This is a genomic window from Phenylobacterium sp. (genome assembly GCF_030697925.1).
Classification (GTDB): domain Bacteria; phylum Pseudomonadota; class Alphaproteobacteria; order Caulobacterales; family Caulobacteraceae; genus Phenylobacterium.
Map to the genome: position 1 here is coordinate 1 of NZ_JAUYOJ010000166.1, position 4,381 is coordinate 4,381.

At 68.8% G+C, this 4,381-nt stretch carries 5 protein-coding genes; 3 read left to right on the plus strand and 2 right to left on the minus strand.

Annotated features, from left to right (window positions below):
- Positions 1-189, minus strand: a 189-nt coding sequence (locus Q8Q88_RS15620; RefSeq protein WP_305676109.1) for a CoA-transferase, incomplete at its 3' end; no start/stop codon positions are given.
- 118 nt (positions 190-307) lie between these two features.
- On the opposite strand from Q8Q88_RS15620, the gene Q8Q88_RS15625 reads away from it, so the two are divergent.
- Positions 308-2,212, plus strand: coding sequence for a monovalent cation:proton antiporter-2 (CPA2) family protein (locus tag Q8Q88_RS15625; RefSeq protein ID WP_305676110.1), 1,905 nt, complete (start codon positions 308-310; stop codon positions 2,210-2,212).
- Between the two features lie 123 nt (positions 2,213-2,335).
- Complete coding sequence (locus Q8Q88_RS15630; protein WP_305676111.1) at positions 2,336-3,412, plus strand: ISAs1 family transposase; 1,077 nt, start codon at positions 2,336-2,338, stop codon at positions 3,410-3,412.
- Positions 3,413-3,443: 31 nt separating this feature from the next.
- Here the strand turns inward: Q8Q88_RS15630 and Q8Q88_RS15635 are convergent, their stop codons facing one another.
- Positions 3,444-3,692: a zinc-finger domain-containing protein gene (locus Q8Q88_RS15635; RefSeq protein ID WP_305676113.1), complete on the minus strand. Its 249-nt coding sequence runs from the start codon at positions 3,690-3,692 to the stop codon at positions 3,444-3,446.
- 146 nt (positions 3,693-3,838) lie between these two features.
- Here Q8Q88_RS15635 and Q8Q88_RS15640 point away from each other — a divergent pair.
- Positions 3,839-4,381, plus strand: a 543-nt coding sequence (locus tag Q8Q88_RS15640; RefSeq protein ID WP_305676112.1) for an ABC transporter ATP-binding protein, incomplete at its 3' end; no start/stop codon positions are given.

The window sequence follows — 4,381 nt, forward strand, 5'->3', positions numbered from 1 at the left end:
CAGGCCAAAGCCGTCGATCCCGCAATTGTTGGAGACCACGGTCAGGTCCTTGGTCCCCGTCTCGCGGATCGCCGCGATCAGGTTTTCCGGGATGCCGCAGAGGCCGAAGCCGCCGGCCATGATGGTCATGCCGTCGAACAGATGACCCGCCAGGGCCTCGACCGCGTCTTTCTGAACCTTGTTCGCCATGCGGTTCCCTTAGGTCACGACGTCGAGAATATCAACAGTTGGTGAATTAGATTCCGGTGCGCATATGCGCTCGCATCGGGGCATAGTCGGGGCTCCTAGGCGAGGGCGAGATTCAAGCATGCATGGCGACGGACTTCTGATCCAGGCCCTGGTCTATCTGGCGGCCGGCGTGATCTCGGTTCCGATCGCCAAGCGCCTGGGACTGGGCTCGGTGCTGGGCTATCTGATCGCCGGCGTCCTGGTCGGGCCCTTCGTGCTCAACCTTGTCGGCGAGGCCGGCGACGTCATGCGCTTCGCCGAGTTCGGCGTGGTCATCCTGCTGTTTCTGATCGGGCTGGAGGTCCGCCCGGCGCTGCTGTGGCGGATGCGCACGGCGATCTTCGGCCTGGGCGGCGGCCAACTCACCTTTACCACCGCCCTGACCGGCGGAGCGGCCCTGGCCCTGGGGCTTCCGTGGCAGATGGCCCTGGCGGTCGGGCTCACGCTCTCGATGTCCTCCACCGCCATCGTGCTGGCCAGCCTTGAGGAGCGCGGCCTGCGCCAGGGCGCGGTGGGCGAGGCGGCGTTCGGCGTCCTGCTGTTCCAGGACCTGGCGGTGATCCCGCTGTTCGCCCTGCTGCCCTTCCTGGCCACCATCGCCCCCGACGCCGCGGCCCAGGCCGGCGGACACGGCGGCGACCTGCTGGGTGACCTGCCGGGCTGGGCGCGGGCGCTGGCGATCATGGGCGCGGTCGGGGCGGTCGTGGTCGGCGGCAAGTACCTGACCCAGCCGATCTTCCGGTTCATCGCCGCCGCGCGGCTGCGCGAGATCTTCACCGCCTTCGCCCTGCTGCTGGTGATCAGCGTCGCGGCCTTGATGCAGACGGTCGGCCTGTCCCCGGCCCTGGGCGCCTTCCTGGCCGGGGTGGTGCTGGCCGAGAGCGAGTTCCGCCGCGAGCTGGAGACCGACATCGAGCCCTTCCGCGGCCTGCTGCTGGGGCTATTCTTCATCACCGTCGGCGCGGCGCTCGACTTCGGGCTGATCCTGGCCCAGCCCCTGCTGCTGGCGGGACTGGTCATCGGGCTGATGGTGCTCAAGACCGTGGCCATGTACGGCGCGGCGCGGCTCTTCCGCATTCCGCCGCTGCCGGCCGGGACCACCGCCGTGGCCCTGGCCCAAGGCGGCGAGTTCGCCTTCGTGCTGCTCACCTTCACGGTCGGGGCCGGGGTGATCGACGCCGAACTCGCCAAGCTGATGACCGCCACCGTGGCGCTTTCCATGGCGGCCACGCCCCTGGCAATGGCCGCCCACGAACGCCTGGTGCTGAACCGTCCCGTCGCCGACGGTCCCAAGCCGGCGCACCAGCCCTTCGACGAGGGCGAGCCGCACGTCATCGTCGCGGGCTTCGGCCGTTTCGGCCAGATCGCCGCGCGCCTGCTGATGGCCAACGACTTCAACGTGGTGACCCTGGACTCCAGCATCGAGCAGATCGAGACCCTGCGCCGCTTCGGCCGCAAGGTTCACTATGGCGACGCCGCGCGGCTCGACCTGCTGCGCACCGCTGGCATCGAGAAGGCCGCCCTGCTGATCGTGGCCATCGACGACCAGGACAAGGCCGTGGAGCTGGTGGAGGCCGCCCGCCAGACCTTTCCCCACCTCAAAATCCTCGCCCGGGCCTGGGACCGCCGCCACGCCTACGAACTGCTGCGGGAAGGCGCCGACGACGTCGAGCGCGAGACCTTCGAGGGCAGCCTGGCCATCGGCCGCCGGGCCCTTGTCAAGCTGGGCTTCTCGGAATTCCGCGCGACGCGGGCGGCCACCGCCTTCCGCAAGCTGGACAAGCAGCTCTTCGAGGAGCTCAAGCCGCTTTCGGGCGAGGAGGAGAACTACATCCTGGCCGCCCGCGACTCCAGCGACACCATGGACAAGCTGCTGGGCGCGGAGATGCGCAAGGCCGCCGAGGAGGACGAGGAGCGCATGAACCTCGCCGAGTCCCGCCGAGCGCCCGAGGCGGACAAGAGCAAGGACAAGGTGTCCTCGTGACGGGGCGCCGCAACATCATTCCTCTCCCCGCTCGAGGCAGGGGAATCGCATATGGCGTTGGAGTCGAAGTTTTAGCTCGAAGCGGGTTCTGAGGTTGTCTCCCTGGTGTGAGGAGGCGGCGGGATGGAGACGTTCTCGAGTTATTTTTCGGGGGTGGCCGATCCCCGGGCGGGCAACGCGCGGCACGATCTTCTGGAGCTGATGTTCGTGGCCCTGGCGGCGGTGCTGTGCGGGGCCGAGGACTGCACGGACATGGCTCTGTTCGCGCGCGCCAAGCTGGGCTGCCTGCGTCAGGTGTTGAAGCTGGAGCATGGGGCGCCCAGCCATGACACCTTCAGCCGGGTGTTTCGGCTGATCGAGCCCGAGCCGTTCGAGGCGGCCTTCGCCCGGTTCACCCGCGCCTTCGCCGGCGCGTTGGAAGGCGTCGTGGCCATCGACGGCAAGGCGCTGCGCGGAGCCTATGAGCGCGGGCGCAAGGCCACGCCGCTGCATCTGGTCAATATCTGGGCCGCCGAGGCCCGGTTGGTGATCGGTCAGCGCCTCGCCCCAGGCCGCAACGAGGTTCTGGGCGCCCAGCAGGCCTTGGCCTTGCTGCATCTGGAGGGCTGCATCGTCACCGCCGACGCCCTCCACTGTCGCCGCGACACCGCTCAGGCGATCTTGGACACCGGAGCCGACTACGCCCTGGCCCTGAAGGCCAACCAACCCCAGCTTCTGGCCAAGGCCCAGGCGCTGATCCAGGCCGCCGACGCCGGCCCGCCGGCCACCGACGGGCCCTGGCGCGCCCATGATCGCCTCGAGAACCGCACCGCCATCGTGGTGGTCGCTTCGGAGATAGACTTCCCCGGCTTGGCCGCCGTCGCCCGCGTCGAGACCCTACGCCAGCCCGCCGGCGAGCCCCAGACCGCCATCGTCCGCGGGTACCTGCTCTCAACCCCCCTGTCGGCCGAGCGCATGCTGCAGGTCGCAAGAACCCACTGGACCATCGAGAACCAACTGCACTGGGTGCTTGACGTCGCCTTCGACGAGGACGCCTCCCGAAGCCGCAAGGACAACGCCCCGCAGAACCTCGCGCTCCTGCGGAAACTCGCCCTCAACATCCTGCGCCAGCACCCCGAGAAAAGCTCAATCAAGGGCAAGATCAAGCGAGCCGGATGGGACGACGCCTTCCTCCTCTCACTCCTCGGCCATATGCGATAGCCCTGCCCCAGAAGGGGAGGATCTAGAGAGCTCAGTGCCCGTGCGGACCCTCATAGACCCCGGGGGCGAAACGTTCGTCCTCCGGCCCCTCGGAGCCCGCCGGCAGGACGAAGCGGCGGTCGCAATAGGGGCATTCGACGAAGGTCGCCTCGCCCATCTCCAGCCAGACCCGCGGATGGCCCAGCGCGCCGCCGACTCCGTCGCAGGCGACCCGGCCCGAACGCACCACGATCACCTCCGGCGCCGGCAGGTTCGGGGTTAGGGCCGGCTTGGCGGGCATGGGCTCGAGCTTGGAAGAGCGGCCTTGGTTGGGGACGGGGGCTTTGCGAGCCATCAATAGAATCTCCGGCGGCGGAAGCTTGGCGGATGCGCCGCGCGCGCCTAGGTATGCGACCACGGCTCGGCCCGTCAATTAGGCGCTTTTGAATGACCCTTCCCGACTACGCGATCGAGGCCGAAGGCCTGGTGAAGATCTATCCGGCCACCAAGACCACGCCCGAGATGCATGCCCTGCGCGGCCTCGACCTGAAGATCCCGCGCGGCTCGATCTTCGGCCTGTTGGGGCCGAACGGGGCGGGCAAGTCGACCTTCATCAACACCTTGGCGGGCCTGACCAAGAAGACCGCTGGGACGGTGCGCATCTGGGGCCGCGACATCGACGACCGGCCCAGGGACGCGCGGGCCGCCATCGGGGTGGTGCCGCAGGAGATCTCCGCAGACCCCTTCTTCACCCCGCGCGAAAGCCTGGAGGTCCAGGCCGGCATGTACGGGGTCCCGGCCAAGGAGCGCCGGACCATGGAGCTGCTCAATGCGCTGGGCCTGGGCGATAAGGCCGAGGCCTATGTCCGCCAGCTCTCCGGCGGCATGAAGCGCCGGCTGATGGTGGCCAAGGCCATGGTGCACAATCCCCCGGTGCTGATCCTGGACGAGCCCACCGCCGGGGTGGACGTGGAGCTGCGCCGCCAGCTC

Bases quoted from the DNA above. Each gene is read 5' to 3' on its own strand.
- Q8Q88_RS15635 (WP_305676113.1), bottom strand. From the start codon at position 3,692: ATGCCCGCCAAGCCGGCCCTAACCCCGAACCTGCCGGCGCCGGAGGTG.
- Q8Q88_RS15625 (WP_305676110.1), top strand. From the start codon at position 308: ATGCATGGCGACGGACTTCTGATCCAGGCCCTGGTCTATCTGGCGGCC.
- Q8Q88_RS15630 (WP_305676111.1), top strand. From the start codon at position 2,336: ATGGAGACGTTCTCGAGTTATTTTTCGGGGGTGGCCGATCCCCGGGCG.